Origin of the sequence: Allopusillimonas soli, assembly GCF_004153445.1 — a bacterium.
GTDB classification, from domain to species: Bacteria; Pseudomonadota; Gammaproteobacteria; order Burkholderiales; family Burkholderiaceae_B; genus Allopusillimonas; species Allopusillimonas soli.
Map to the genome: position 1 here is coordinate 376,260 of NZ_SDQC01000004.1, position 25,317 is coordinate 401,576.

The 25,317-nt window shown below is 60.6% G+C and carries 24 protein-coding genes; 11 read left to right on the top strand and 13 right to left on the bottom strand.

All coding sequences use genetic code 11. The annotated features are described in order from the left end of the window. Positions 1–18 precede the first annotated feature (18 nt). Both ERD78_RS14610 and ERD78_RS14615 read right to left on the bottom strand, forming a co-directional pair. On the bottom strand, positions 19–1,587 hold the full coding sequence (locus ERD78_RS14610) for an ABC transporter substrate-binding protein (protein WP_129970045.1): 1,569 nt from the start codon (positions 1,585–1,587) through the stop codon (positions 19–21). An 83-nt stretch (positions 1,588–1,670) separates the two neighbouring features. Further along, complete coding sequence (locus ERD78_RS14615) at positions 1,671–2,975, bottom strand: ArgE/DapE family deacylase (RefSeq protein WP_129970046.1); 1,305 nt, start codon at positions 2,973–2,975, stop codon at positions 1,671–1,673. 148 nt (positions 2,976–3,123) lie between these two features. Between ERD78_RS14615 and pdxR the strand changes: the two genes are divergently transcribed. After that, on the top strand, positions 3,124–4,680 hold the full coding sequence (pdxR, locus tag ERD78_RS14620; protein ID WP_129970047.1) for a MocR-like pyridoxine biosynthesis transcription factor PdxR: 1,557 nt from the start codon (positions 3,124–3,126) through the stop codon (positions 4,678–4,680). Positions 4,681–4,743: 63 nt separating this feature from the next. Here pdxR and ERD78_RS14625 read toward each other — a convergent pair whose 3' ends face one another. Further along, positions 4,744–5,109 carry a hypothetical protein gene (locus tag ERD78_RS14625; protein WP_129970048.1) on the bottom strand — a complete coding sequence of 122 codons (366 nt, stop codon included), beginning with the start codon at positions 5,107–5,109 and terminating at the stop codon, positions 4,744–4,746. A 282-nt stretch (positions 5,110–5,391) separates the two neighbouring features. On the opposite strand from ERD78_RS14625, the gene ERD78_RS14630 reads away from it, so the two are divergent. Both ERD78_RS14630 and ERD78_RS14635 read left to right on the top strand, forming a co-directional pair. Next, positions 5,392–5,811: a secondary thiamine-phosphate synthase enzyme YjbQ gene (locus ERD78_RS14630; RefSeq protein ID WP_129970049.1), complete on the top strand. Its 420-nt coding sequence runs from the start codon at positions 5,392–5,394 to the stop codon at positions 5,809–5,811. A 9-nt stretch (positions 5,812–5,820) separates the two neighbouring features. After that, positions 5,821–6,459, top strand: coding sequence for a VOC family protein (locus tag ERD78_RS14635; RefSeq protein ID WP_129970050.1), 639 nt, complete (start codon positions 5,821–5,823; stop codon positions 6,457–6,459). A gap of 48 nt (positions 6,460–6,507) precedes the next feature. Here the strand turns inward: ERD78_RS14635 and ERD78_RS14640 are convergent, their stop codons facing one another. From ERD78_RS14640 to ERD78_RS14650, 3 genes are read right to left on the bottom strand one after another with little or no spacing between them, the layout of a single operon-like run. Then, positions 6,508–8,190 (bottom strand): ABC transporter permease, encoded by a 1,683-nt coding sequence (locus ERD78_RS14640; protein WP_129970051.1) that lies wholly within the window; start codon positions 8,188–8,190, stop codon positions 6,508–6,510. A 12-nt stretch (positions 8,191–8,202) separates the two neighbouring features. Next, on the bottom strand, positions 8,203–9,291 hold the full coding sequence (locus ERD78_RS14645) for an ABC transporter ATP-binding protein (RefSeq protein WP_129970052.1): 1,089 nt from the start codon (positions 9,289–9,291) through the stop codon (positions 8,203–8,205). A gap of 48 nt (positions 9,292–9,339) precedes the next feature. Continuing rightward, the gene (locus ERD78_RS14650; RefSeq protein ID WP_129970053.1) at positions 9,340–10,374 is read right to left on the bottom strand and encodes an ABC transporter substrate-binding protein; all 1,035 of its coding nucleotides are present in this window, start codon (positions 10,372–10,374) and stop codon (positions 9,340–9,342) included. A 332-nt stretch (positions 10,375–10,706) separates the two neighbouring features. Here ERD78_RS14650 and ERD78_RS14655 point away from each other — a divergent pair, with 332 nt between their 5' ends. Then, positions 10,707–11,675 (top strand): Bug family tripartite tricarboxylate transporter substrate binding protein, encoded by a 969-nt coding sequence (locus tag ERD78_RS14655; RefSeq protein WP_129970054.1) that lies wholly within the window; start codon positions 10,707–10,709, stop codon positions 11,673–11,675. A gap of 14 nt (positions 11,676–11,689) precedes the next feature. On the opposite strand, the gene ERD78_RS14660 is transcribed toward ERD78_RS14655, so the two are convergent. Continuing rightward, positions 11,690–12,601, bottom strand: coding sequence for a LysR family transcriptional regulator (locus ERD78_RS14660; protein ID WP_167668945.1), 912 nt, complete (start codon positions 12,599–12,601; stop codon positions 11,690–11,692). 46 nt (positions 12,602–12,647) lie between these two features. Between ERD78_RS14660 and ERD78_RS14665 the strand changes: the two genes are divergently transcribed. Together ERD78_RS14665 and ERD78_RS14670 are read left to right on the top strand one after the other, a co-directional pair. Next, on the top strand, positions 12,648–13,505 hold the full coding sequence (locus tag ERD78_RS14665) for an amidohydrolase family protein (protein WP_129970056.1): 858 nt from the start codon (positions 12,648–12,650) through the stop codon (positions 13,503–13,505). Then, a complete protein-coding gene (locus ERD78_RS14670) occupies positions 13,502–14,071 on the top strand; it encodes a DUF4286 family protein (RefSeq protein WP_129970057.1) in 570 nt (189 codons plus the stop codon). Before ERD78_RS14665 ends, ERD78_RS14670 begins: the two co-directional genes overlap by 4 nt. An 88-nt stretch (positions 14,072–14,159) precedes the next feature. Here ERD78_RS14670 and ERD78_RS14675 read toward each other — a convergent pair whose 3' ends face one another. Continuing rightward, positions 14,160–14,546 carry a hypothetical protein gene (locus tag ERD78_RS14675; RefSeq protein WP_129970058.1) on the bottom strand — a complete coding sequence of 129 codons (387 nt, stop codon included), beginning with the start codon at positions 14,544–14,546 and terminating at the stop codon, positions 14,160–14,162. Positions 14,547–14,702: 156 nt separating this feature from the next. Here ERD78_RS14675 and ERD78_RS14680 point away from each other — a divergent pair, with 156 nt between their 5' ends. The 3 genes from ERD78_RS14680 (at position 14,703) to ERD78_RS14690 (ending at position 17,916) form a co-directional block, all read left to right on the top strand. After that, complete coding sequence (locus ERD78_RS14680; protein ID WP_129970059.1) at positions 14,703–15,869, top strand: mandelate racemase/muconate lactonizing enzyme family protein; 1,167 nt, start codon at positions 14,703–14,705, stop codon at positions 15,867–15,869. Positions 15,870–16,059: 190 nt separating this feature from the next. Next, positions 16,060–16,503 (top strand): GNAT family N-acetyltransferase, encoded by a 444-nt coding sequence (locus ERD78_RS14685; RefSeq protein ID WP_129970060.1) that lies wholly within the window; start codon positions 16,060–16,062, stop codon positions 16,501–16,503. 45 nt (positions 16,504–16,548) lie between these two features. After that, positions 16,549–17,916, top strand: a complete 1,368-nt coding sequence (locus ERD78_RS14690) for an aspartate aminotransferase family protein (RefSeq protein ID WP_129970061.1) — start codon at positions 16,549–16,551, stop codon at positions 17,914–17,916. 50 nt (positions 17,917–17,966) lie between these two features. Here ERD78_RS14690 and ERD78_RS14695 read toward each other — a convergent pair whose 3' ends face one another. From ERD78_RS14695 to ERD78_RS14710, 4 genes are all read right to left on the bottom strand, one after another. Then, positions 17,967–18,737, bottom strand: coding sequence for an alpha/beta fold hydrolase (locus ERD78_RS14695; RefSeq protein ID WP_129970062.1), 771 nt, complete (start codon positions 18,735–18,737; stop codon positions 17,967–17,969). A gap of 11 nt (positions 18,738–18,748) precedes the next feature. Beyond that, complete coding sequence (locus ERD78_RS14700) at positions 18,749–19,729, bottom strand: Bug family tripartite tricarboxylate transporter substrate binding protein (protein ID WP_129970063.1); 981 nt, start codon at positions 19,727–19,729, stop codon at positions 18,749–18,751. Between the two features lie 38 nt (positions 19,730–19,767). Next, positions 19,768–20,661 carry an MBL fold metallo-hydrolase gene (locus tag ERD78_RS14705; RefSeq protein ID WP_129970064.1) on the bottom strand — a complete coding sequence of 298 codons (894 nt, stop codon included), beginning with the start codon at positions 20,659–20,661 and terminating at the stop codon, positions 19,768–19,770. 172 nt (positions 20,662–20,833) lie between these two features. Continuing rightward, the gene (locus tag ERD78_RS14710; RefSeq protein WP_129970065.1) at positions 20,834–21,583 is read right to left on the bottom strand and encodes a GntR family transcriptional regulator; all 750 of its coding nucleotides are present in this window, start codon (positions 21,581–21,583) and stop codon (positions 20,834–20,836) included. 196 nt (positions 21,584–21,779) lie between these two features. Between ERD78_RS14710 and nudC the strand changes: the two genes are divergently transcribed. Continuing rightward, the gene (gene nudC / locus ERD78_RS14715) at positions 21,780–22,547 is read left to right on the top strand and encodes an NAD(+) diphosphatase (protein WP_167668946.1); all 768 of its coding nucleotides are present in this window, start codon (positions 21,780–21,782) and stop codon (positions 22,545–22,547) included. An 87-nt stretch (positions 22,548–22,634) separates the two neighbouring features. Here the strand turns inward: nudC and ERD78_RS14720 are convergent, their stop codons facing one another. Further along, positions 22,635–24,149 (bottom strand): MFS transporter, encoded by a 1,515-nt coding sequence (locus ERD78_RS14720; protein WP_180029214.1) that lies wholly within the window; start codon positions 24,147–24,149, stop codon positions 22,635–22,637. A gap of 141 nt (positions 24,150–24,290) precedes the next feature. Here ERD78_RS14720 and ERD78_RS14725 point away from each other — a divergent pair, with 141 nt between their 5' ends. Continuing rightward, on the top strand, positions 24,291–25,160 hold the full coding sequence (locus ERD78_RS14725; protein ID WP_129970066.1) for an NAD(P)-dependent oxidoreductase: 870 nt from the start codon (positions 24,291–24,293) through the stop codon (positions 25,158–25,160). Positions 25,161–25,317: the final 157 nt, after the last annotated feature.

Here is a 25,317-nt window from a genome sequence, read left to right on the forward strand (position 1 = left end):
GGGCGCTCCCTGGCTGGACTATTTGTCTATATACACGTTGTCAAAGGATTCGTTCAGGCCGATGGCCGTCGTGACCAGATTGTGGATATTGCTTCGGTATAGCGTGGGGAACTCCATGTCCACCAGATAGCCGTTGGCCATGTCCTTGACCAGGGTTGTCTGTATCTGGGAATACAGCGACTGGCGCTCCTTGGGATCGACGGCCGAGGCGGCCTGAGCCCATACCTTGTCCAGTTCGGGATTCTTGTAGCCCTGCACATTGGCAAACGGCGAACCTTTCACGATATTGGCCGAGATATAAAGACGCTCGACCCCCAGGGCGGGATCACCGTATTGATAGGCATAGGATGTGGTGAGATCGAAGTCGAAGTTGCCGGTACGGCTGGCCCAGCCGCCCGCATCGGTCGACTCCAGGTTGACGTTAAAGCCCAATTGCGTCAGCGTCTGGCGGGTGTACTCATCCAGGCGCTGCCATGTGGCGCCATACGGAAAACCCAGCATGCGTATCGTGTAGTCGCCGGGGTCGATGCCCGATTCTTCGATCAGTTTCTTGGCCTCCTTCATGTCGAACTTGATGGGCGGCACGTTCGGGTCATAGAACATCTCTGTATGCACGAACGGACCCGTGGACAGTTTGCCCAGGCCGAAGAAGATATTGTTGATGACCATCTGGCGGTTGAGAGCGGTCATGACCGCTTGGCGTACCTTGGCATTGTCGAAAGGCGGCTTGCGCTCGTTGAAGATCAGATAGGCCTGCGGAGAAAACATTTCCCAGCCCTTGGTGGTGTAGTCCACATTGGGCAGGGCGCGCAGACGCTTGACGTCAACGTTGTCGATATCGCCGCCGCGCAGCACATCCACTGTTCCCTGCTCGAACGCCACCGCGCGCGAGGCGGAGTCAGGGATCACGTTGAAGATCAGCTCGTCCAGATAGGGCATGCCTTCCTTCCAGTAGTGGGGATTGCGCACCAGCTTGATGTACTCGCCCCGCTTCCATTCCTTGAACATGAACGGGCCTGTGCCTATGGGGTGCTGGTTGGCGGGATTCTTCATGTAGTCCGTGCCCGCATAGATATGCTTGGGCATCATGGGCGCGAAGCCTGGCTCGAACATCAGCATGAAAGCAGGAAACGGCGACTTGAGCTTGATCTCGACGGTAAGATCGTCCTTGGCCGTCACCGACGCCACGTACTTGTTGAGGATGACCCGCGCCCTGGCATGCGTCTTGGGCAACATATCCGATAGCGAGAAGACCACATCGCCCGCTGTGAAAGGCTTGCCGTCGTGCCATGTGACCCCTTTGTGCAGATGAAAGGTATAGGTCAGTCCGTCATCGGATATGTCCCAGGAATCGGCCAGCCCGGGTTTGGGCTTGAGGTCGTGCGTATAGGTGAGCAGGCTCTGATAGATCTTGCCCGCCACATACTGCGTCGGGGCCTGCTGGTTGAGTGCGGTGACGATAATGGGCGGTTCGGGCTGCACAATCATGCGCAGGGTACCGCCACGCGTCTGGGCCTGGGCGCTGTGAGCCGCCAGCGCCAGCGCCAGGGCGCCAGTTCCGAATGTGAGCCATTTCTTTAATTTCATCAGGATCTCCTCGGGGGAAGCCCCGCCATGGGACGGGGGTGGAACAAATGCAGGGCGAGCCCCGCCAAGTGGGTGGATATCGGCTAGACCCGGCGCATCGGCCGCACGCCGCACCAGTCTACGATGTAGCGTGCCAGCGTAGTGGCGACCCGCTTCATGCTTGCAATGGAAACGGACTCATCTATGCCGTGGATGTTGCGCGCCTGCGGCCCATAGCAGGTCACCGGCAAATCGGCCAGATGGTGGAAATGGCGCGCGTCGGTGCAGGCGGTGCTGGCGAAATACTCGGGGTCCACGCCGTTTACCTCCGCATGCGCCGCTATCAATGCACGCATGGCGGGAGTTTGCATGTCATAGTAGGCGCCGGGCGCAAACTGTCCCTGGAAGCGGATGCCGACATCCAGAAAGGCGTTTACGCGCGCCACGGTCGCGCGCACGCTCTGCGCGATGGTTCGCTTGGCCTGCGTCGGATCGGTCTCGGGGAAGAAGCTGATGCGCAGGCCGAGTGTGCATGTGCAGGGCACAGAGGAGTTCCATTCGCCGCCTTCGATCCGGCCGACATTGAAATTGATCGGATGCGGGTGTTCCCTGAACAGCGGCGGACGGCGCTCGGGCGCGTTCCATTCGGACTCGATCTGTTTCAGGTCGGCGACCACCGCCATGGCGGCCTCGATGGGATTGACACCCGTATTCATGTACGCCGCATGGGCGGGCCGCCCTGTCAGGTCCACGAACATCCAGAATACGCCGACTTCGGCGGTCATCAGGGTCTCGGCGAAAGGCTCCGGAATAATCGTGGCGTCAAAATCCGTAAGCCGCGCCTTGGCAAGCGCGTTCTTGAGCGCATGGATGGTGGACAGGGAGCCGTTGCCTCCGTCCTCTTCGTTCAACACGGCGTTGAAGCCGACAATACCAGCCGGCTCCAGGCCAAGATCATTCAGCGCCTTGTAGGCCGCAAGGGCGCTGACGATACCTCCCTTCATATCGCCGCTGCCGCGGCCAAACAGCCAGCCGTCCTCGATATAGGGTTCGTAGGGTGGGCGTGACCACATGCGCTGCGGGCCGGTTGGCACGACGTCCAGATGACCATTGAACAGTACCGAACGTCCGCCGCCTTGCTCCGGAACATGCCGTGCGAGCAGATTGTAGCGGCCATTGTCGGGCATGCATGGGCAGGCAAAAAGCGGCGAGTCCTTGAGCAGGCTGTTGTCCAGAACAATACGCTCGGGCTCCAGGCCAAGGCCGCGCAGGGCTTCTTCCATGAACTGCGCGGCAGGCTCCTCCCGTCCCGACGGGCTTTCGGCTCGGACAAAGGCTGATAGCGTATCGACCAGATAAGGCTCGAGCGCATCGACGGCTGCGGCGATTTGCGGGGTGTCGGGCTTCACCTCGTGTCTCCTTCTGGCGGTGTACGTTCCGGCTCATGGGCTGGACTCTGTTTTGCTGGTACTGACTGCCTGCACTTCCGACAGCCACAGTAAACCACATTTGGTACTCTACATAGGTCCATTTGGAAAATAAACAGTAGAGCCATTCATGCCGGAAGTTCATCTTGCCGAATTCCTTTCGTTGACCTTGGTGCGCGATGGCACAACACCGCTGGCGCGGCAGTTGTACGAGGCATTGCGCGAGCTCATACTGGCGGGCGACCTGGCTGCTGGCGCCAAGCTGCCCGCCACGCGAACGTTGGCAGGGGAAACCCGCCTTTCGCGCAATACCGTGCTTTCCGCCTACGCACAACTGCAGTGCGAAGGCTACGTGCTGTGCACGACGGGCAGCGGTACTTTTGTGTCGGACACGGTGCCAGCCCTGCTGGAGGCGGGGGCGCCGCGAGCCGATACGCAGGGCATGCAGGGCGGTGCCGGCGAGCCCACGATACTCTCCGCGCGCGGTGGCGACATCGTCGGCAATGCACAAGCGTCGAGCCAGCAGTGGGGCGCATTTGTCCCAGGCGTGCCGGACGTCAGCCTGTTTCCGCACGCGATCTGGGCCCGGCTGTACCGGCGCCAGTGGCGCAGTCCGGCGCCGGAATTGCTGACCTATGCCCACGGCGCAGGCCATCCCCCCTTGCGCCGCGTATTGGCGCACCATCTTCGCTTGTCCCGTTCAGTGCGCTGCGAGCCGCGCCAGGTGGTCATTACCGGCGGCGTGCATCAATCGATCAGCCTGGCTGCCTGGCTGCTGGGCGACAGCGGCCAGGCAGCGTGGGTGGAAAATCCCTCGTACTGGGGGGCGACCACGATGCTCAAGGCCTGCGGCATCCGCACTGTGCCGGTGGATGTGGACGAGCAGGGCCTGGCTCCGACACCCGCACAGATGCGCGAGCCGCCGCAGTTTATTTTCGTGTCGCCCTCGCACCAGTATCCGCTGGGTACGGTCATGAGTCTTGCGCGCCGGCGCATGCTGCTTGAATACGCGCACCAGCATCGCATCTGGATCATCGAGGATGACTACGACAGCGAATTCCGCTTCGATGGACGGCCTGTGCCGTCGCTGCAGGGCCTGGACAGCCATGACCGTGTCATCTATCTCGGCACGTTCTCCAAGACGCTCTATCCGGGTTTGAGGCTGGGCTACATGGTGTTGCCGCCGCAGATCGAGGCGCATTTTGCCAACGGCCTGTCAGAGCTGTATCGCGAGGGCCGCCTTCTGGATCAGGCCGTACTGGCCGATTTTCTCAAGGAGGGGCACTACGCAACGCATATCCGCCGTATGCGCACCTTGTACAACCGGCGCCAATCGCTGCTGCGAGAGGTTATTTTCGGATTTCTTGGACCGCAGTGGCCGGTATCCACGCATGAGGCGGGGCTGCACCTGGTCCTTCATCTGCCGGATGGCGTCGACGATGTGGGCATCATGCACGCCGCCAGGGCAGGCGGAATTTCGGTCAAGGCGCTGTCGCGCTACTATGCCGGCGGGAGCGGAAAGCGCGGCCTGCTCCTGGGTTATGCGGGTGTGCCGGAAGCACAGATACGCCCGGGCTTCGGCATGCTGATGCGCTATATGGAGCCCGCGCTATCGGAAGCAGGTCGTCAGCACGGTATGCGGACGGAGATGGACGCAACGTCGGATCACGGGAAGCTTGCCGGCTGAAAAAGCAAACGCCGCGCTGGAGCACGACGTTTGAGGGCGGACAGGTGAAATGTGCAGGAAGGATCAGTGGCGGTGGCGGCGATGATGGCGGTGCTTGTGATGGCCGCGATGCCAGCCATTGTCGCGATGCCAGCTGGCGCGCCGGTAGTTGTCATGGCCGCCTCGGTAGGCGCGGCGGTCATGCCCGCGCCAATGACGGCCGCGATAATCGTGGTCGTCCGTAAGCACGTTGCCAAGCACGCCGCCGGCTGCCGCGCCACCCAGCGTGAGCAGCGGGTCTCCGTCCGACAGCACCGCCCCGGCTGCCGCGCCCAGCCCTGCTCCCAGCAGTGTGTTGGCGGTTTTATCTGAGGCCAGGGCATTCGATGCCAGCCCGACGGCCATGGCGCCGGCGAGGGCAAATTGGGCGATTCGAGTGGTGAGCTTCATGATGGGCTCCTGCAAGTTTGTATTCTGTTGGTGCTGCGGCCTTCAGGCCTGTGCGACGTGGATCTAGCGTATCGCCCGCCGCAGGCCGCGCGCAAGCGGGGAATCCGGTTTTGCAGCCAACTGAAATAAATGCTCCGCTCCGCGGCGATTTTGCTTACAAAGTTGTATCAATGGGAGATGCCGGTATCATGGATGCGTAACAGGTTTGTATGGCCCTGGACATGCCGCGTGCGCAGCGCGCGGCGCATGGCAGGCAACAGCACGCACCATACAGGACTACCCATGTGGATACAGAAGGAAATCACGCTGCAGCCCCGGCCCCGGGGCTTTCATTTGATCACGCGCGAAATACTGTCGCAATTGCCGGAGCTTGAGCGCATAGAGGTGGGCGTGGCGCATGTTTTCATTCAGCATACATCCGCGTCGTTGACGCTCAATGAAAACGCGGATCCATCCGTACGCGCCGATTTTGAAAGCCATTTCAATCATGCGGTTCCGGAAAACGCGCCCTATTACGAACACAATGACGAAGGCCCCGACGACATGCCCGCACACCTGAAGGCCAGCCTGCTTGGCGCGAGCGTTTCTTTTCCTGTCATGAGGGGCAAGCCTGGGCTGGGAACCTGGCAAGGTGTTTATTTGTGCGAGCATCGCAATCATGGCGGTCCCCGCCGGCTTGTGGTGACGATCAACGGAGCGTAGAGGCGGCGAATGTTTGCATTGGACCATCTTGTTGTGATTGCGCCCGATCTGGCCGAGGGTGTTGAGCATGTCCGCCGCAGTCTTGGATTGGACATGCCCTATGGCGGCCGACACCCGGAAATGGGGACCCACAATCATGTGTTGCGCATCGGCGAGGACCTCTTTCTGGAGGTCATTGCCGTGGACCAGCAGGCCGAGGCGCCTGAACACGCTCGATGGTTTGGGCTGGACGATGGGCCAACGGTTCGCCGGGCCTGGGACGAAGGGCTGCGGCTGCGCAGCTGGGTCGTGCGCGGCCCCGATCTTGAAATCATGCGGCAGGCCATCCCGGCCACGCCGCAGGACATTGTGAGTGTCTCTCGAGGCGACAGGCGCTGGCAATTTTGCATGCCTGAAGACGGCGCGCTGCCAGCTGGCGGTGCGGCGCCCTATGCGATTGACTGGGGCTCGCGCCGCACGCCCGCACCCGGCATGCCATCCGTGGCGCTGCAACTGCAGTCCTTTGTATTGGAGCATCCCGATCCCGATGCCATACGGGCGCTTTATCGGCGGATGCGCATACAGAATCCGCCCCGCGTCGTGCGGGGCCCGCGCCTGCGCTACAGAGCCACATTGAGCGGGCCAGACGGCGAGGCGGAACTCAACTGATTCCGGTTTCGCGTACGGCCTGGCCCGCGCGCCGGGCCGGCGAACGCACTACTGACCCTGTCTCTCCTTGAACTTGCGGCCCGTATACATGGCCAGCATGACCAGCGCAGTGGAAATCAGAATCATGATGATGCCCAGCGCGGACAGTTTGCCCCACAGGCCATCATCAGCAAAACTGAGTATCTGCACGGCCAGCACTTCAGTGCCGGGGCGGGCCAGTACCACCGAAACCGTGAGCTCGCGCATGAACATGGTGGCCATCAATATCCAGGCCGACACGATGCCGGGAATGAGCAGGGGCACGATAATGCGCCGCATGGTGGTCATGCCGCTGGCTCCGCACACCAGCGACGATTCCTCCAGATGGGCATGCACCTGAACGAAAGCACTGGCCAGGGGGCGAACGCCATAGGGCAGGTAGGCGGCAATATAGGCCAGCAGTAGCGCCGTGAGCGTGGCGTACAGCGGCGTCTGTACAAAGAACCACATGAAGCCGATGCCGATGACGATGCCCGGAAAGGAAAACGACAGGAAGCTGAGCGTTTCGAGCAGTGCGGAAGCGCGGGAGCGCACCTTGACGATGACGTACGCCACCAGCAGCGACAACAGCACGCCCAGCGTCGCGCCGGCCACCGCCAGGAAAAGGCTGTGCTTCAGGGCCAGCAAGGACAGGGGGTCCTGCATTACCTCTATCCAGTTGCGCCAGCTCATCATCGAGAAGGCGCGCGGCCCCGGAACCATGGAGTAAGGCACCAGCGAGGTATACAGCAGTACGGCAACCGGCAGCACGATCATGAGCAGGCTGAGCACGCCCACAATCACAAAAAGCGGCATACGCGATCTTTTCAGGTCTATAAGCGTGGGCTTGAAGCCGCGGCTGGAAATGGTGACATACTTCTCGCTTTCCGATGTGAGTGCCCGGTACACCACGATCAACACAATGGAGGCCGAAAGAACACTCATGCCCAGGGCGGCCGCCTTGCCGTAGTCGGGCGCGAAACCGGTGGAGATCATTTCATAGAGATAGGTGGCCAGGACATCGACGCGGCCCGGCGTGCCCAGTACCCGGGGCACGGCATACGATGCCAGACTGCGCACTATGCCTAGAATGAAGGCGGCCAGAATGGCCGGCCTGAGTACCGGCAGCGTGATCCGCATGAGCGTGCGCCAGATGCCGGCGCCGCAGACCCGCGAGGACTCCTCCAGCGACACGTCGAAGGAGGCCATGGCCGGCGCAATAATGAGATAGGCGATGGGCATGTTCAGCAGCCCCTCCACCAGTATCATGCCCCAAAGGGAATAAATGTTGAGCGGTGCGCTGTCGAGTCCGAACAGATCCTGGAGAACCAGGTTGGCCAGGCCATTGGAAGGATTGAGCAGCAGGGCCCAGCTGACCGAGAAAAGCAAGTGCGGGATCATCATCGGCACGATGGACAATACCGTAAAGACCGGCTTGAACGGGATGTTGGTGCGGGTATTCAGATAGGCAAGAAACAGGGCCAGCACTGTCGAGAACAGCGAGGAGCCCAGCACGAAGATCACCGTGTTCAGGGTCACTTCCATCAGGAAGGGGTCGGTGTAGGCTTTGACGTATTTGCTGGCCGTGAAGTGCCCAAACGCAGTCAGACCCTGCGAAAAGCTGCCCAGCAGCAGCATGAGCACGGGGCAGAGCGTCAGGAATCCGACAACGACAATCAGGGGCCAGGTCAGTCTGGTGCGCGAGGCTGTCATACGGCGGCCTCGTCAGGCTGAAAGAAGCAGGCAGTGGGCCGGATCCAGCCGCATCCGGATTACATCGCCCTCCTTGACCTGGACGTCCGGGTCGATCCGCGCCAGCAGCCGCTCTTCATTGACGCGGATTTCCGCTTCGTAGACTTCGCCCACGAACTCCAGCGCTTCCACCGTTCCCTCCAATACATTCACGCCATCCTGCGTGGGTTGGTTCGTGATGCGGATGAATTCGGGACGTATGCACAGGGTGGCAGGACTGCCTTGCAGCAGCCCGTCCCGCGGCTGGCATAGTATCGGGCCCATGGCGGTTTCGACACGCGTATGACCGTTCTCATGACTGCTGACCGTTGCCTGGATCTGATTTGCCCGGCCTATGAAGTCAGCCACATAGCGATGCTCGGCATCGAAGTATATTTTCTGCGGTGTGCCGGTTTCCACCACCTTGCCCGCGCGCATGACGGCGATGGAATCGGAAAGCGCCAGTGCCTCGACCCGGTCATGCGTGACGTAGATGGCCGTGATGTCCAGGTCGCTGAGAAAGCGCCGCAGTTCCTTGCGGGTTTCCTCGCGCAGCTTGGCATCAAGATTGCTCAGGGGCTCGTCGAACAGAATGACTTTGGGCTCGGCAACCAATGCGCGCGCCAGCGCCACGCGCTGCTGCTGCCCTCCCGACAGACGCGTGGCCGATCGCCGCTCCACACCTTCCAGCTGCACGAACCGCAGTGCGCGTGCCACCTTTTCCCTGATGGCATCGCGGGATACGCCGCGCACCTGAAGCGGATAGGCGATATTGTCGAACACCGACATGTGTGGCCAGATGGCGTAGGTCTGAAACACCATGCCCAGGCCGCGCTTTTCGGTCGGCACGGAAATGCCCTGACTGCCCGACCACACCACATCGCCACCAATGCGTATTTCGCCCTCGTCGGGTGTTTCCAGCCCCACAATGCAGCGAAGCAGCGTGGTCTTTCCACAGCCGCTCGGGCCCAGCAGCGTAAAGATTTCATTGGCGGGAATGGTCAGATCGACATGGTCGAGTGCCTTGACGGTTTTTCCCTCGGACTGGTAGTACTTGCAAAGGCCTTCGATCCGGATTTCCATCGTGTCGCTTTTCTGTCTGTCTAGGCTTGGCGTGGTTGATTTGCCTGTTTACCTTACGGCGAAAATCTTGCCGAATTCACGTCCCCATTTCTGGAGCTCTTCGTCGGAAAGATCGCGCACGGGCTTGACCTCGGCTTTGTCCATGCCTTCGATGGGCGGGTGCACGCCCGGCGCCAGTACGTATTCGCCGACATCCTTGGCCAGCAGGCCCATCGCCTCCTTGCTGAGCCAGTAGTCCATGAAGGCATGCGCGGCATCGGGGTGCGGCGCCTTGGCCGTGACAGCGATGGCGCGAGCCGATCCCAGCAGCGGCTGCCCAGAACGAGGACCCCAGTCCAGCGGCGCGGGCGCCTTGGTCACGATGTACTTGGGCATGGAAATAGCGATGAGTTTTTCCCCGCTTTCCACGGGCGCCGGGGTGGGGCCGAAGGATGCCACGAACATGGGCTGGTTGGCTGCCAGGCCTTTGACGAACTTCATCCAGTCGTCCTCCGACTTGAACACCTGTTCCTTCAGCCCGACCAGCCAGCCTATGGTGGAGGCGTGGTTGGACGGGTTGGCCATGACGATCTTGCCCTTCCATTTCGGATCGGCCAGATCTTCATAGGTGGCGGGCGCGTCGGCCTTCTTGAGATGATCGGTATTGAACAGATACGAGACATACTCGATGCCGAATAGCGTAATGCTGTCGTCCTTGGTGGCCCAATCGGGGTAGCCGTCGGCCGCGGGAGACTTGTAGGGCGCCAGCACGCCCTGTTCCTTCAGTACCTGCAGCATGGGCAGCGGCGCCTGCACCACGTCGGCCAGCAGCTTGCCGGCGTTGAATTCAGTGAGAATGGTGGGGATGAATTTAGAGCTGGAAATCCGTGTGTACTGCCCCTTTATGCCGGTCTTGGCAGCAAAGGCATCCATGATGGGCTGCACTGCCGTGATATTTGCATAGAACACGGCCTGGCCCTGCGCCTTGGCTTTTTCCATAGCCGCCGCGTCGGCGGCGCGAGCCAGGGGCAGCGCACCTGGCAGCCCGGCGATGCCGGCGGCACCGGCCAGTTTCAGGAAACCTCTACGGTCAAATGCATGCATGATTGCCTCGCTCCGTGTGCTTTGAATTATGCAGACCTGTCAAGAACAGGCCGCTCTCGATCCCTGGGGGTTTGGGATGATGGTAATTCCAGCCTGATTTCATATCAAGAAATATCCCCGTCATGAAAGCCAGCATTAACCCTGTGGCGAGGTTCCGGAATATTCGATATATGAATCCGCGGCTGCCGTTGCTATAGATTGGCAATCTCGTCACTGCACCCGCGTGGCTGGCGCAGTTCCTGATATCCGGAATATGCATAGCTGAACTCCAGCCAGCTTCATTGTTGCCTGGGCACAGGGCCTCTATCATTTTCACTGACAAGGAGGCAACCATGTTCAAGAAATATATGAGGGAGACGCTCGCGGCCTTGGCTCTGGCCTGCATTGCGGGCACGGCATCAGCCCAGTCGGAGACGGTTCGCATCGTGGTGGCGTTTCCGCCGGGAGGGCCGTCGGATACGCTGGCCCGGCTGGTGGCACATGAGCTTGGCCCCATTCTCGATGCCAATGTCGTGGTCGAAAACAAGCCGGGCGGAAATGGCGCCCTGGCCGCTGGCGAAGTGGCGCGTGCAAAACCCGACGGCAATACCGTTTTCCTGAGTTCGGCCGGCGCCATCGCCATCAACCCCGGGCTATACGAGAAGCTGACCTATGATCCGGCCAAGGATTTCGTGCCGGTCACCATGCTCATTGCCACACCCGAAATCCTGGCGGTACCGCCGAAGAACGGCCTGCATGATTTCGCCGATTTCAAACAAAGGGCGTCGGAGGGCAAGGACGGTGTGGCGCTGTCCTCATCGGGCATAGGCAGCATGCCGCACATGGCGATTGCGCTGCTCAAGCGGTCCACCGGTTTCAATATTCTGCATGTACCGTACAGCGGTGCGGCGCCCGCCATCAAGGACTCGATAGGCGGGCAGGTGGATGGCTTCTTCGGTGATATTTCCGGCCTGCTCAAGTATGTTCAGGATGGCCGTTTGGCGGCGGTGGGGGTGGCGGCCACAAAGCGCTCCCCGGCGCTGCCCGATGTCCCCACCTTTCAGGAATTGGGTTATCAGGATGTGATAGCCACAAACTGGTACGGTGTCTTTGCTCCTGCCGGGACGCCGCGGGAGGCGATCGACAGGCTCAATGCCGCCTGCAACAAGGCCATGCAGACGGACGCGGCAAAGAAATACGTGCGCATGGCCGGCGTGGACACGTTTGAGACCACGCCTGAGGCGTTTGCCGATATGGTGAAGCAGGACACACGCAAGTGGGGCGACCTCGTCAAGGAGGAACACATCACGGTGAATGGCTAGGGCGGTGATACATGTCAGCCATGTCCCTTGCCATAAGCGACCTGCATCCGTTCGCGAAGTATCCGTGCGACGCCGTCGTTGAGGCGGTTGCGCCGGTCCTGCGCGGCGGGGCAGGCGATGACGAGATTGTTGAGAATGACCGGGTCCTCTATCCTGGAATACCGGAAGCGCCCCCGGTGACGAACGTCTTCCACTTCGGACAGCGGCAGGATGGAACACACATCGGCCTGCAATGTGGTCTCCACCACACTCTGCACCAGGTCTACTTCGGCCACGACATTCAGGTTTATATTGAGCATTCTGCAGGCGTCATCGACCAGCATGCGTATGGATGCGGGTGGGCCGGGCATGACCAGCGGCAAGTTGCCCAGCAGGCTGACGGGAATTGTGTCTGGCGGAGTTGGGCGGTAGTGCCTGGAGTAGGCCAGCACAAGCGGCTCGCGAAATACCGACTGATAATGCAGGAGGTCCGAGGCTGGCGGGTCGTAGAGCAGGGCGATGTCCAGTCGGCCCTTGCTGATCCACTCGTAAATTTCCCGGGACAGGCCTTCCGAAATATTCAGCGCGGCATGCGCGCATGTTGCACGAAACGCCTTGATGACGGCGGGCGCAATGCGCCGGGAAATGCGCGGTGGCAGCCCCAGGCGAATCCGGCCGCCCGTTTGCGCGCGCAAGGATTGCATGTCGTCCTGTGCGGCGTGCACCGCACTGGCAATATTGCGGGCATGGTTGAGCAGCCGCAAGCCGGCGGGCGTGGGCTCCACGCCGCGGCCGGTGCGGCGCAGCAGATGCTGTCCCACTTCCGCTTCGAGTTGTTGAACATGGCGGCTGAGCGAAGGCTGGGAAAGACCAAGAACATCGACCGCGCGCGAATAGCTCTTCTGCTCGCACACCGCGATGAAGTATTCGAGCTGCTTGAGGTCCATGCGGCCTCCTGCCATGATTTTCTGGTTTACAGGAGTGTAGCCAATAATGCGCACACACGATGTGTCCGGCGATATGCCCGCACTGGCCTGCGACAGCCATTGCCATGTCTTTGGCCCGGCCAGCCGGTTTCCTTTCGACCCGCAGCGTCGCTATACACCCGACGACGCGGGTTTCGATATGCTTCGAGCAATGCATCGCCGCCTGGGGCTGCAGCGCGGCGTGCTGGTCCAGCCCAATGCGCACGGCCATGACCACGCCGCCATTCTTCACGCGCTCGCCCATGGCGCGGGCCGCTATCGCGCCGTGGGCCTGTTGCCGGGTGACACGCCGATGCGAACACTGCTGGAGCTGGACCAGGCGGGGATGAGAGCGGTCCGCTACAACTTTGTCTCTCATCTTGCGGATGCCACGCTGGCGGACGTGTGCGCCATGGCCGAGCGCATTGCGCCATTGCGCTGGCATATCTGCATTCATGCGGATGATGCCTCCCTGCCGGGGCTGCTGCCTGACCTTGCCGCTTTGCCCATACCTTGCGTCATCGATCACATGGGGCGCGTCGATGCCGCCAAAGGCCTGGCGGGCGAGGCTTTCCGCGCCTTGCTGTCGGCGGGCCGCGCGTCGGGCATCTGGGTGAAGATCTCGGGCGTGGACAGGCTTGCGGGCGGTCGGCCGCCCTATTCGGACGGCATGCCATTCGTGCGTGCTTTGCTTCAAGAAATGCCGGAGCGCATCCTGTGGGGTACCGACTGGCCTCATCCGAACGTGGCCGGGCCTACACCCGATGATGCCGCGCTGCTGGCCCTGTTCTTTGACTTGTGCCCCGATCCCGCGTTGCGCGAGCGGATACTGGTGCACAATCCGCAAACACTGTATAGGTTCAATAACATCGAGGCCGCAGCATGAGCCACATCATTGTCATCAGAATACCTGGGCTCAGACTGAGCCGATCCGAGGCGCTCGCCCTGCTGCCGAGCGCGGTGAGCCGTGCTCACCCGCCTTTTGTGTGCGTGGGCGCCGATGCGCCGCAGACCTACATCTATGCCTTGCATGCCAGTTCCACACAGAGCCTCGCGCCGCTGCGACGGCGGCTTCGTGCCGCTTGTGCCGGGGCGGAGGCGCAGCTTTTCACCCTGATGCAGGATGTGAGCGGCGCATCGCACGGCGAGCATGCATTCTGGCACTATGTGGTGGAGACCGATGTACGCACCGATGCGGAGGCGGACTTCAATGCCTGGTATGAGCAGGAGCACCTGCCGGGTCTGGCCGGCGTCCCGGGCACGGTGCGCGCCATCCGTATGCGGAACACGGACCCGGGCGCCACGCCGCGCTACCATGCCTGCTATCTGCTCCAGACGCGGGAAACCTATGGTTCGCCCGCATGGCTTGCCGTGCGCGCCACAAGATGGAGCAGCGCGGTCCGGCCAAACTTTCGCAACACCCGCCGAACCATGTTCAGCATTGCTGCCTAGCCAGACGGGCGCCACACGGGCCTGGCTGCGGCCCCTGCAGGCGCCCGACGCCGCAGGCGCGCGGTGTTGGGCGGTAATGCAACCGATGTCAGGTCGTGCTGCCGTCGGTATCCAATAATTTGCTTGCGCAAAGTTCAGCAGCGCCTTCCACGGGCGTCTTCATATTGGCAAAGGTGACCCAACCGCCATCCTCAATGAAGCTGTCGCGCTTCCATGCGTCGGTTGCCTTCAGGGCGGCGAGTTTGGTGGCCGCATCGGTTGCCGCCTTGAAACGGTTAACGCAGATATTTGACGCCAACTGCGCCACCGCCTGTTCCGACGCAGTCTCTGCCTGCTTGGTTGCGGTTCCCCCCGTTACCCAGCCTGCCGCGCTAAATCCGATTATCATGGTAAGCGCCGCGACACCTACGCTGGACCAGAACCACAGGGTCTTGCTTGGACGGAATTCGCTCCAGTTCTTCAGTACTTCGGACATCGTCTACTCCTTATAGTGGGTGGTCAGTGTCCCATTATGGACAGACTCTGTCCGATTCGTTCAACGAATATTACAAAGTAGGGACTAGGGATTGTCCGTAGTTTCCGACGTTTCTTTGCCTTTAATGGTCGTTTTGCTTAATTTGACCGGAACATCATGAAAATAGTAGACATACGCGAAGTCACGCTGCCCATCAGCTCCTCCATCCGCAACGCCTACATCGACTTCAGCAAAATGACGCTGAGCTTGGTGGCAGTCATCACGGATGTCGTACGCGACGGCCACCCGGTCGTGGGGTACGGCTTCAACTCCAATGGCCGCTACGGTCAGGGAAGCCTGATGCGTGAACGATTCATACCGCGTATTCTGGAAGCCGAACCAGCCTCCCTGCTCAACGATGCGGGCGACAATCTGGACCCGCACAAGATTTGGCAGCGCATGTTCATCAACGAGAAGCCCGGCGGACACGGCGAGCGTTCCGTCGCCATGGGCACCATGGATATGGCGATATGGGATGCCGTGGCCAAGATTGCCGGCAAGCCGCTGTTCCAGCATCTGGCGGACGCCTATGGCAACGGGCAGCCGGATCGCAAGGTTTTCGTGTATGCGGCTGGCGGCTATTACTACCCCGGCCAGGATCTCGGCAAACTCAAGGACGAGATGCGCAGCTATATCGATCGAGGCTATACCGTGGTGAAAAAGAAAATCGGCGGCGCCTCGCTCGATGAGGACCTGCGCCGCATCGATGCCATACTGAGTGTTCTTCAGGATGGCCAGCGTCTGGCGGTTGACGCCAACGGGCGATTTGACCTGGATACCGCCATCGCCTACGCCAAGGCGCTGTCGCAGTACGAGCTATTCTGGTACGAGGAGGCGGGCGATCCGCTGGACTTTGAATTGCAGGCCACGTTGCGAAACTATTACGACAAGCCCATGGCCACGGGCGAGAACCTGTTTTCGATGCAGGACGCGCGCAATCTGATCCGCTACGGCGGCATGCGTGCCGATCGGGATTGGCTGCAGTTCGACTGTGCATTGAGCTATGGCCTGGTCGAGTACCTGCGCACACTGGATATGCTGCATCAACACGGATGGTCCCGCAGGCGCTGCATTCCGCATGGCGGGCATCAGATGTCGCTGAATATCGCGGCGGGCCTGGGCCTGGGCGGCAACGAGTCGTATCCGGATCTGTTCCAGCCGTTTGGTGGTTTTCCGGATGGGGTACGTGTGGAGGATGGGCACATCACGATGCCTGATCTGCCGGGCATCGGGTTCGAGGGCAAGGCCGATCTCTACGCACAGATGCGCAAGCTTTCGGCCTAGTGGCCGGGAGCCAAGCCTTGCGGGCCGGGCTGCCCTGGTAAAGGGCCACCGGCGAGTGCGGGTCAGGCGAGGATAATTGGCACCATCAGAATAGTCAGAAATGGCTCTCGTCAGTGGGCCAATGTACCGTTATAGTGATCGCACAGGCGTCGGCAAGACAGCCTGTCGTCATGCACTGAGGGAGCATCCCATGGTACGTCACATTCAGCCTGTTACCGAAGCCGATCACGACGCTTGGCTGCCTTTATGGCACGGCTATCAGGCGTTTTACAAAGTGGACATCAGCCCGCGGGCAACCGAAGCGGCCTGGGCCCGGTTTTTGGACGAGACCGAACCGATGCATGCCGCCTTGCTGCGCGAGGACGGGCGAGCCATAGGCGTGGTGCACTGGATCTATCACCGGTCCACCTGGACCGAGGGCAACTATTGCTACCTGCAGGATCTTTTCGTGGCGCCGGACAGCCGCAAGGGTGGGGCCGGCACTGCGCTCATCCGGTTTGTTTACGATCATGCGTCGCGGGAGGGCGCATCCCGCGTGTACTGGCTTACGCACAAGACCAACGAGACCGGCATTTCGCTTTACAGGAAAGTGGCCGACGAATCCGGATTCATACAGTTTAGGCACGCGCTCTGAGCCCGCCTATTTTTTCTTTTTCTATTTGAGATACAGGACACAGCCATGGCCACTTTGACCGATGCGCAACAGCGCGATGTGCAATATCAATTGCATCCCTACACCAATGCGGTCAAGCACCAGTCCATAGGGCCGCGGATTATCGAACGTGGAGAAGGCATCTATGTGTACGATGATCAGGGCAATAAATATCTGGAAGCCATGGCCGGGTTGTGGAGCGTTGCCGTGGGTTTCGGCGAGCCGCGCCTGGTGGAGGCTGCCACGCGCCAGATGCAGAAGCTGCCTTACTATCACACCTTCACGCACAAGTCGCATGGACCATCGATTGCGCTGGCGGAGAAACTTATCGGCTACACGCAGGGCCGCATGGCTAGCGCCTTTTTCACCAATTCGGGCTCCGAGGCCAACGACACCGTCATCAAGATGGTGTGGTACTACAACAATGCCCTTGATCGCCCGGAAAAAAAGAAGATCATCGCCCGGGAGAAGGGCTACCATGGCGTGACGGTTGCATCGGGCAGTATGACTGGCCTGCCGGCCAATCATCGCGATTTCGACCTGCCGCTGCCTCGGATCAAACATACAAGCTGTCCGCATTACTACCACGGCGCCCGGCCTGGCGAGTCCGAGGAAGCATTTGCCACGCGCATGGCCGAGGACCTCGAGGCGCTGATCTTGAAAGAGGGGCCGGAGACAGTGGCCGCGTTCATTGGCGAGCCGGTTATGGGGGCGGGAGGGGTCATTGTCCCGCCACGCACATACTGGGACAAGATTCAGGCCGTCTGCCGCAAGTACGACATGCTCGTGATTGCCGACGAGGTTATCACGGGCTTTGGCCGCCTGGGCACCTTGTTTGGTTCGGAACGCTTCAACATCGAGCCCGACATCATGGTGCTGTCCAAGCAGATTTCGTCTTCCTATCAGCCCCTGGCGGCAGTCCTCATCAATGATAAAGTCGCGTCGGTGGTATCCAGCCACAGCGGCAAGCTCGGAACGTTCGGCCATGGATACACGGCCAGCGGCCATCCTGTTGCCACGGCTGTCGGCCTGGAGAATCTGAACATTATCGAAGAGCGTGGCCTCGTCCAGAATGCTGCCGAATCCGGCGAGGTATTGCAGCAGGCGCTTCGCGACATGGCCGGCCATCCGCTGGTAGGTGAAGTGCGCGGCGTGGGTCTGATCGCAGCGGTTGAAATGGTGGCAGACAAGGAAAGCCATCGGCCCTTCGAACCGGTCGGCACGATAGGCGCGCCGCTGTATGAGCGCGCGCACGAGCACGGCCTGATCGTGCGCGCCATCGGCGACACCATTGCCTTTTGCCCGCCGCTGATCATCACGCGCGAGGAAGTCCACGACATGGTCGGCCGCTTCGCGCGCGCGCTTGATGACGTTTATAAACAGCGCAAGGCGTAGCCGGGAAAAGCGGGCCAGTGTGTGCCGCATGTCGGTGAGTGCGGGGCCTGCTATGGCAAGGACTGGCCCGCCTGCAGGAAAGCCAGCAGCGCTCGCTCGAATAATACCGGCTGCTCGAGATGCGCGGCATGGCCACTGAAAGGCAATATGGCAAGATGTGAATGGGGCAGGGCGCGCTGAAGCTCCAGCGCGCTCGAGGGCGGATGGCTGCGCTCCGCCTCGCCGAGTATGATCAGGGCCGGCGTTTCGACTTGATCCAGGCATCCCGTGTAATCTGCCTGCGCAAATGCGCGGACGGCATGCACGGCGGCTTGCCGCGTCATGCCTTGCGCTGCCCGTAGGCACGCATCGAACAGGTCTGTATTTGCCTCGGGCTGGGCAAGCCAGTGCCGAATCGTGTCGCGCGCAAGCTCGGCGGGCGCCAGGCTTTCCAGGCGGCGCAATGTTTCCTCCAGACTCTCGAATCGTCTTGCGGCATGTACCTTCAGGCCCGCGCCATAAAGTATTGCGCCATGCAGCCGATCGGCGTGCTCAAGCAGCAGTTGCTGCACGACAAAGCCGCTCATGGAGTGGCCCAGGACAAAGAACCGCTGTATCTGCAACTGATCGGCCAGGCAGAGTGCGGCTTTGGCGAAGTCGCCTATCGATGCGAGTGGCGCCTGTATCGACGACGCTCCGAAGCCAGGCCAGTCTGGCATGATCACGTCGTAGTGATGGGAAAGCCGGCCAGCCATGTCGGCGAAGAAGGCGCCCGAGGAAGCAAATCCATGCAGCAGAAATAATGCCGGGCCGCGACCCGCGCCGATTCGCCGATGATGCATGACGGGCCTTGTCAATTGATTTTCACACCTGCCTTGTTGATGACGTCTTGCCAATAGGGTGCTTCCTTGGCCAGATTCTGCTGAAACTGTTCCGCCGAACTGGGGTTGACGACAAAACCAAGTCGGGTCATCTTTTTTTCCACTTCTGGGTTGGCGAGCACTTTCTGCATGGCCGCATTGAGCGTATTAATGATGTCCGGACTGGTGCCTGCAGGTGCGGCAAGGCCCCACCAATTACTGACTACTGCCTGGCCGATTCCCAGTTCATGGGTCGTCGGCACATCGGGGAGCGCCTCGAAGCGCTTCTGTGCGGCCACCGCCAGCGGCACAATCTTGCCAGTGGAAAGATAGGATGCAGCGATGCCGTATCCGCCGATATAGACTTGAATTTCATTGGATAACAGCGCCTGGACTCCAGGCCCCGAGCCACGATATTGCACGGCTACCATCTTGCCACCGATTGCTTCGGAAAGCATCCAGCCAGACAGCGCGGGTGTTGTGCCGGCGCCCGGCGTACCGTAGTTCAGCGTTCCCGGATGCTCATGCGCATATGCCTTGAACTCCGCAAAATTCTTTGCCGGAACCTGCGTATTCATGTAAATGAATGCCGGTACATCCACCACTTTTGTCACAGGGGCAAGATCCTTGAGCGGGTCGTAGCCCATATCCTTATACAGAAACTGATTGATGACGAAGTTGTTGGTGGCGCCCAGCAGCAAGGTATAGCCATCGGGTTCCGCACGCGCCACATACTGTGATCCAATATTTCCGCCCGCGCCGCTTTTGTATTCCAGCACGATGGTTTGCCCCAGCTCTTCGGCAAGGAATGGCTGTATGACACGCATGACGATGTCGCTGGCTGCGCCAGGGGAATAAGGGAGCACAACGCGTATGGGCTGCTGGTCGGGATATGCGGCATAGGCTGCGCCACTTGCGCCGGCCAGCAGCACTGCCGCGAGCCATACCTTGAATGACAAAATTTTGTTCAGCATGCTGGCCTCCTGTGATTGCGTTGACGGACGTGAAATGGCTAGAGGTCGATACGCATCAGATCGTGCGCAAGTCGCAACTCGCCCGAATAATGTTGACGTATATCGGACGCTACCTCATCCAGCCTGTCCGGACCCATCAGATCAATCGGAAGGTGGTTGCCCGCCGCTCGTTTTATGACCGGACTGGTTGAGTCGAAATGGCCGAAGTGCGTGGCCACCAGGCTCTTGACCCCTGCTCTGGATGCGATCTGCCCGAGCTGCAGCGGGCTGGTATGGGCATAGGTGCCCACACCCGACTTGGCCCGGTGTGCCAAAAAGGATTCGGGAAAGGTGCATTCATGTATCAGCAGGTCGGCATCCTGCGCCAGCCGTACCATTGACTCGCACGGTGCCGTGTCTCCGCTGAAGGCAATGACCTTGCCTTCGGCTTCGAAGCGGATGCCGAAACAGTCGGTGATCTCGGTCGGAATGTGGTCCACCAGATCAATATGCACTTTGACATCCTCGTCCTGGTACATCAGCCCTGGCGCAACCTCCGTCACTTCCGGACGTATGGCCTGCATGTTCTTCTGGCGCACCGCGTAGGACGCCCGCGCCTGGATATCGAGCTTGAAGGCGCCTTTTTCAAAGGAATGATCGACAAAATCCTGCGTGCCTCTTGGCCCGAAGACGGCCAGTCTGCCTTCCCGGTTGAATACCCAACTGGACAGAACAAAAAATGGCAGGCCGCACACGTGATCGTAGTGCAGATGGCTAAGAAATACCCAGGGCACGTCGGCGGGATTGATATTGGCCCGGACCATTTGACGTGTGGAGCCTTCCCCGCAGTCAAACAAAAAATTGCGGCCGTTATCCAGTGTCACCAGTATGGACGACTGGGCCCGGTCGGGGTCCGGCAATGCTGCGCCGGTACCAAGCATCGTGATTCTCAAGACAGTCTCCCGATAAAGCGCTTTTATAAATCATAAAGTCCGTTTTTTAGTACTTTAAAGAAACTGCTTGAAATGTCAACGAAATGGGGAAGGAAAATTGTGTCTTGCCCGGGTGGCTCAGGGTATGTACTGATAATGCGAGGCGCCCGGCATCACTATTTGCACGGCCTGATCACTCGTCAAAAGGGTGGAAGTGTGTCTCGATATACAGATACTTGGCCGGATAGAGCACTCTGGCCGCATAGACGGTTTCTCCGCGTGCGTTCTTGGCAACCCGCAGCGCCTGGGCGACCGGAACACCGATCTCGACATCCAGGTGGCGAGCTGCCGTGGCGTCCGCGCCGCGTATGGTCAGCACTTGCGTGGCAGTGCGCAGTTCGCTGCGGAAATGGCGGGCCAGAACAGGCAGCACGGGCTCTGTTTCAAAGCGTTCCAGCTGGCGTTCGGCCAGTCGGCTGGCCACATACACGGTGTTCAAGCTGTACGGCAGTGAGTCTGTCCAATTCACGCGCATGGACCACCAGTAGCTGGACGCCACGTGCGCGTCTGCCAGCTCCGGCGGCAAGGAGCCGAGACCGGTTTCCAGCACATCGAAGCGCACCCGTAAGTGCTCGATATGCTTGACCAAACTCTTCCAGTCTGTCGGCAGCATAAGCCAGTGCTCCTTGGCCGCATCGCCTATGACGTAAGTGCCTTTGCCGCGTGTGCGCTCTATAAGGCCTTCGGCTTCGAGCTCATCCAGCGCCGCGCGCAAAGTGGCGCGCGAAACACCGTACTCCCGCATCAACTCGGGCAGCGTGGGAATACGCGCACCCACGGGCCATTCGCCGCGTTCCAGGCGCGAACGCAGTACGTACTTGATCTTGAGCGACAGCGGCAGGCGCGATTGCCTGCGCAGCGCGGCGTTCAGGTTTTGGGTCATGCTTGTATGCTTTTGCTCGGACTGATCATCTTACCCCGACATCCGCCGGTGCATTAAACGGCAGCGAACCGCGCGCGGTTCGCTAACGGACGGCAGCCAATACTAGAATATCGTCAGGCCATGGCGGCAAACAGCGGCGCGAGCCGGAAGAACGGGTGCCGGGTCTTTCCTTCAAGAATACAAACAAGGACGTATCGTGAACTTCATATTTCGCGGCGATGAAATGCTGGTGCGGGACGCAAGCGCCATGCTGCCCGACGACGCCGTCTGTGACCTGCTGGGTCTGCAGGCCAAAAGCTTGCACCCCGTATGGCTGGGCCGGGATCCCGACTGCCGAACCTGCCATGTCGCACGGGATGTCGAGCCGCCGCCAGGGCACGCATTCAGAAAGCTGCGCGCATTGCTGTCGGAGTTGGGCGACACCGCTGCCCTTGCCGGCAGGGCATTCCAGGTTGCAGAGTGGGTGCGCACCCATCGCTATTGCGGCGTATGCGCCACGCCCATGATCGAATCGGATGCGGAGTTATGCTTTCGATGCCCGTCGTGCCGCTTTGTCGCGTATCCGCGTATATCCCCGGCGATGATGGTGTTGATCAAACGCGGCGACAATATCCTGCTTGCCCAGCATGCCACCTATGCCACGGCGCGCTATACCGCACTGGCTGGCTTTGTCGAGGCGGGGGAAAGTATCGAGCAAGCCATTCATCGTGAGGTGCATGAGGAAGTTGGTCTCAAAGTCGGGGATCTGCGCTATTTTGGCAGCCAGTCCTGGCCTTTTCCGCATTCGCTGATGATCGCCTTTACAGCCGAGTATGAAAGCGGCGACGTGCGCATACAGGAGGATGAAATCGCCGATGCGCGCTGGTTTGGCCCCGGAGATGACTTGCCGCCGATTCCCATGGTTGAATCCATTGCCGGGCGGCTCGTACGCGCGAATCTACCCGGCAGTTCAGAGGGACGTTGAGAATACCGTCCTTGCGCGGCCTGCAATGCGTGCACTGCCGGCCGCGTTGCCGTCTCGGGGTGACTGTTCGTGGCGTTGCCGGCTGCTTCATTCTTTGTGGCTGCACCCGCTGGCTCGCATGGCTGCCAACGGCGGTGCAATATCCTCCAGGGGGCGGCGCTCCGCATCGACCGCATAGAACAAGGCAGCAACCCCGGCGGCTATCACCAGCAGGGCGGCAAACAGATATCCGGCTGCAACCGCCTCTGCGTTGCCGTGCTGAATCAAGACGCCGAATAGCGCTGGGCCGGCAAATCCACCCGCGCCTGTGCCAACGGCATAGAAAAGGGAGATCGCCACCGCGCGCATTTCAAGGGGGAACACCTCGCTTACCGTGAGGTAGGCCGAACTGGCGGCCGCCGACGCCAGAAAGAAGACTGCCGACCAGCACAGCGCCAGTCCGCGCGCGGTCAGCCATCCGTGCAGAAATGCCCAGCCGGTGAAGGCCAGGCCCAGCCCCGCCAGCACATAAGTGGCGGCTATCATCTTGCGTCGGCCCACGCGGTCAAAAAGCGGGCCCAGCATCAAGGGTCCCAGCACATTTCCCAGGGCGAACGGGAATATATACAAACCAACACGCGTATCCGGCACATTATAAAAACGGGTGAGCACCATCGCATAGGTGAAGAATATGGCGTTGTAGAAGAATGCCTGCGACACCATCATCGCCAGCGCAACCAGGCTGCGGCGCCGGTATACCCGGAGCAGTATCCACATCACTTCGCGCAGCGCAGGCGCCTCGCTGTGGCCCGTTTTCCCGCGCTGCGCCGCAACCGTGGGAACAGGGCGCGAATGCGGCGGCCCGGCAGGATGGTCCGCGCCGGGCGGATGGGCGGCTGTGCGTCGTGCCGCCCCCTCGATGTCTGCCACGATGCGCAATGCCTCGTCCTCCCTGCCGTGCGTCGCCAGCCAGCGCGGACTTTCAGGTACATGGCGGCGAACCAGCACCATGGCCAGCGCCAGCACCGCGCCGGCAATGAATCCAAGGCGCCAGCTCCAGGCAATCGCAAGCCAGTTCTCATTCAGCAGCAGCAGGCTCAGACCCGCACCCAGCGCGGCGCCTATCCAGAAGCTGCCGTTGATGGCGAGGCTGACCCGCCCTCGCACGCGCGCGGGCACCAATTCGTCGATGGCGGAATTGATCGCGGCATACTCGCCGCCTATGCCCAGCCCAGTGACGAATCGGCACAAAATGAAAGACCAGGCATCGAAGGACAATCCGGTGGCCAGGGTGGCGGCCATATATAAGGTCAGCGTCGCCAGAAACAGGCGTTTGCGTCCGAGCGTGTCGGCCATCCGGCCGAATATCAGGGCGCCAAGCACCGCACCGCCGACATACAGGGAGCCTGCCCACCCCACCTCGGATGCCGACAGCGCCAGTGTTTCGGGGCGCTCCAGCACGCTTCCGAAGGAGCCCACCAGCGTGACCTCCAGGCCGTCGAGCATCCAGGCAACGCCCAGCGCCAGTACGACGCGAGTATGCCAGCGAGACCATGTCAAATCATCGAGACGCGAAGCGATATTCTGAAGCGGACCCTGTCGGCCTTGATGCATGGAAGTCATGAAGTCTGGTTTCCCCATGGAACGATGCCACAGCTGCTGGAAAATATAGAATCAGAACGGTGTCATGAACAGATACCATACACTCCTTCATCTGGAGTGTTGAAGGGCGGTTTGCCCGTTGGCGGCTACAAGGAGTAGAGCGTGAAGAAAATCGGAATGGTGGGCGTGGGTCTGATGGGAATGGGTATTGCAAGCAATGTACGGAAGGCGGGCTATCCGCTGGGTGTGCTGGAGCACCCGGGAAACCAGCCACTCGACACCTTGCTCGAGGGCGGCGCAAAAATCTATCGCAGCGCACGTGAGCTTGCGCAGAATGCCGATATTGTGATTCTTTGCGTAACCGGATCTCCCCAAGTTGAAGATGTTCTGCTCAAGGAGGGCGGCGTTCTTGAGGGGCTATCCGAAGGGGCTGTGGTGATCGATTGCTCGACGGCCATTCCTTCATCCACGCAGCGCATTGCCGCCCTTGTCCAGGAAAAAGGCGGCCGCTTCATGGATGCGCCCATGACGCGTACGCCTCGCGAAGCGGCAGAAGGCCGTCTTAATCTGCTCGTTGGCGGCGATACCGACCTCTTCGAGGAGATCCGCCCCTTGCTGGCCACCTTCGCCGAAGGCATTACCCACGTTGGTCCAGTGGCATCGGGTCATCGCATGAAACTGCTGCACAACTATGTATCGCTGGGAACGATTGCACTGATCTCGGAGGCGGCGGCATGTGCGGCACAGGCTGGCATGGACCCATCCGTTTTCGTTGACGTACTTGCGGCCGGCGGGGGAGGGGGCGCCGCCCTGGAACGCCTGACGCCCTATCTGCTGCGGCACGACACATCCTCTCTGCGCTTTGCCATGTCCAACGCGGAAAAGGACATGAATTATTACTCGGCCATGGCGGAGGAAAGCAACACGGCTCGGCTCATTGCCGACGCCGTTCGTGGCACTTACGCCAGGGCTGCAGCAGCGGATCCCGTCCGGTTTGCGATTGAGCTGCCAAGCCTGCTGAACGCGCGCTAGCAAGCCGATACCGTCTTGCGCCTGGGGCGCGGCCGCGCCGGCGCGTACCAGCGTGGCTGGCATAAACATCATATGTTATGTTATAACATAACATTTATTTCATACCCCACGTTCCTTCGCCGCTATGCGCGGTGTTCCCGCCAGTTTCCCAGGAAGC

Excerpts from the sequence above, each read along its gene's own strand:
- ERD78_RS14610 (WP_129970045.1), bottom strand. The coding sequence starts at position 1,587 with ATGAAATTAAAGAAATGGCTCACATTCGGAACTGGCGCCCTGGCGCTG.
- pdxR (WP_129970047.1), top strand. The coding sequence starts at position 3,124 with ATGCCGGAAGTTCATCTTGCCGAATTCCTTTCGTTGACCTTGGTGCGC.
- ERD78_RS14625 (WP_129970048.1), bottom strand. The coding sequence starts at position 5,109 with ATGAAGCTCACCACTCGAATCGCCCAATTTGCCCTCGCCGGCGCCATG.
- ERD78_RS14630 (WP_129970049.1), top strand. The coding sequence starts at position 5,392 with ATGTGGATACAGAAGGAAATCACGCTGCAGCCCCGGCCCCGGGGCTTT.
- ERD78_RS14635 (WP_129970050.1), top strand. The coding sequence starts at position 5,821 with ATGTTTGCATTGGACCATCTTGTTGTGATTGCGCCCGATCTGGCCGAG.
- ERD78_RS14640 (WP_129970051.1), bottom strand. The coding sequence starts at position 8,190 with ATGACAGCCTCGCGCACCAGACTGACCTGGCCCCTGATTGTCGTTGTC.
- ERD78_RS14645 (WP_129970052.1), bottom strand. The coding sequence starts at position 9,291 with ATGGAAATCCGGATCGAAGGCCTTTGCAAGTACTACCAGTCCGAGGGA.
- ERD78_RS14650 (WP_129970053.1), bottom strand. The coding sequence starts at position 10,374 with ATGCATGCATTTGACCGTAGAGGTTTCCTGAAACTGGCCGGTGCCGCC.
- ERD78_RS14655 (WP_129970054.1), top strand. The coding sequence starts at position 10,707 with ATGTTCAAGAAATATATGAGGGAGACGCTCGCGGCCTTGGCTCTGGCC.
- ERD78_RS14660 (WP_167668945.1), bottom strand. The coding sequence starts at position 12,601 with ATGGACCTCAAGCAGCTCGAATACTTCATCGCGGTGTGCGAGCAGAAG.
- ERD78_RS14665 (WP_129970056.1), top strand. The coding sequence starts at position 12,648 with ATGCGCACACACGATGTGTCCGGCGATATGCCCGCACTGGCCTGCGAC.
- ERD78_RS14670 (WP_129970057.1), top strand. The coding sequence starts at position 13,502 with ATGAGCCACATCATTGTCATCAGAATACCTGGGCTCAGACTGAGCCGA.
- ERD78_RS14675 (WP_129970058.1), bottom strand. The coding sequence starts at position 14,546 with ATGTCCGAAGTACTGAAGAACTGGAGCGAATTCCGTCCAAGCAAGACC.
- ERD78_RS14680 (WP_129970059.1), top strand. The coding sequence starts at position 14,703 with ATGAAAATAGTAGACATACGCGAAGTCACGCTGCCCATCAGCTCCTCC.
- ERD78_RS14685 (WP_129970060.1), top strand. The coding sequence starts at position 16,060 with ATGGTACGTCACATTCAGCCTGTTACCGAAGCCGATCACGACGCTTGG.
- ERD78_RS14690 (WP_129970061.1), top strand. The coding sequence starts at position 16,549 with ATGGCCACTTTGACCGATGCGCAACAGCGCGATGTGCAATATCAATTG.
- ERD78_RS14695 (WP_129970062.1), bottom strand. The coding sequence starts at position 18,737 with ATGCATCATCGGCGAATCGGCGCGGGTCGCGGCCCGGCATTATTTCTG.
- ERD78_RS14700 (WP_129970063.1), bottom strand. The coding sequence starts at position 19,729 with ATGCTGAACAAAATTTTGTCATTCAAGGTATGGCTCGCGGCAGTGCTG.
- ERD78_RS14710 (WP_129970065.1), bottom strand. The coding sequence starts at position 21,583 with ATGACCCAAAACCTGAACGCCGCGCTGCGCAGGCAATCGCGCCTGCCG.
- ERD78_RS14720 (WP_180029214.1), bottom strand. The coding sequence starts at position 24,149 with ATGACTTCCATGCATCAAGGCCGACAGGGTCCGCTTCAGAATATCGCT.